Origin of the sequence: Amycolatopsis sp. SID8362 (assembly GCF_010550475.1) — a bacterium.
In the GTDB taxonomy this organism is placed as follows: Bacteria; Actinomycetota; Actinomycetes; order Mycobacteriales; family Pseudonocardiaceae; genus Amycolatopsis; species Amycolatopsis eburnea.
Genome location: NZ_JAAGNB010001746.1, coordinates 1 through 936, shown reverse-complemented (window position 1 = coordinate 936; position 936 = coordinate 1). Strand labels below are relative to the sequence as shown.

Below are 936 nucleotides of genomic sequence, written 5' to 3'. Positions count from 1 at the left end.
CCCTGGCCGAACGGGCGGCGGCCGCGTCCGCCGGCGAGGAGTTCTGACGTGCTCGCGGGTCTGCCGCCGCCGCTGACCCCGCCGGACCGGCCGGTGCCCGCCGAGCTGGTGGGGGCGAGTTCGCACGGCTACAACTGCCGGTGCGTGGCCAGGCATTTCGGCCTCGACCCGGCACCGTACGGCGAGCTGCCGGCATGTTCGCTCAGCGACGCCGAATACTGCCGGCTGCTCGGCGAGGCCTTCGAGACCCAGCAGGAGGCCAAGCGGCTCGGCGCGGAGCGGGACTTCGCGGGCGCGCACCAGGCGTACGACCGGCTGCGGCGGTTCGCGCGGCAACTTGACCGGACCGACCTGGAACTGGCGGCCGTCAGCGATCTGGCCACCCTCCGCTACGCCGCGGGTGACCTGCGCACCGCGCGCCAGTGCGCTGAGGCCGTGTTGGCCGCCTTCCCGGTGAGCGCTGCCGCGGCCGTCCACTTCGGACAGTACGCCGAGCTGCGGATGATCGAAGGATCCCGCGAGGTCGCCGACCGCGTGCTGATCTCACTGTCCACTGAGGAGGGTGACGTCGCTCGTGCGCGCGAGCTGATCGCCGGACAGCGGCACCGGTCGGCGCTGCGCAAGGCGGCCGGGCCGGAGCAGTACCCGCCCGAACTGCTCGACCCGCACGGTGCCGACGAACTGGAGCTGCGGATCCTCGAGGCGCGCGTCCAGGCGGCGGCCGGTGACCCGGCCGGCGCTTTGGCCGCGCTCGAAGCGATCCTCGCCGCGCTGGAAACCCTCACCGGAGCCGGCGGGCAAGCGGCGTCGCTGCGGCTGATGGCCCGCGCCGAACGCGCCCGCCTCCGCCAGGCAGGTGGCGAGGACGCGGATGCCCGGGCGGACCTGGTCCGGCTCGGGCACGAAGGCGGTCCGGGCGCGAAGTTCGCCATCGAC

General features: G+C 74.5%; 1 pseudogene. It reads left to right on the top strand.

Annotated features, from left to right (window positions below):
• Window positions 1–48: 48 nt before the first annotated feature.
• A pseudogene (locus G3I65_RS53295) lies at window positions 49–936 on the top strand (hypothetical protein); the annotation flags it as partial.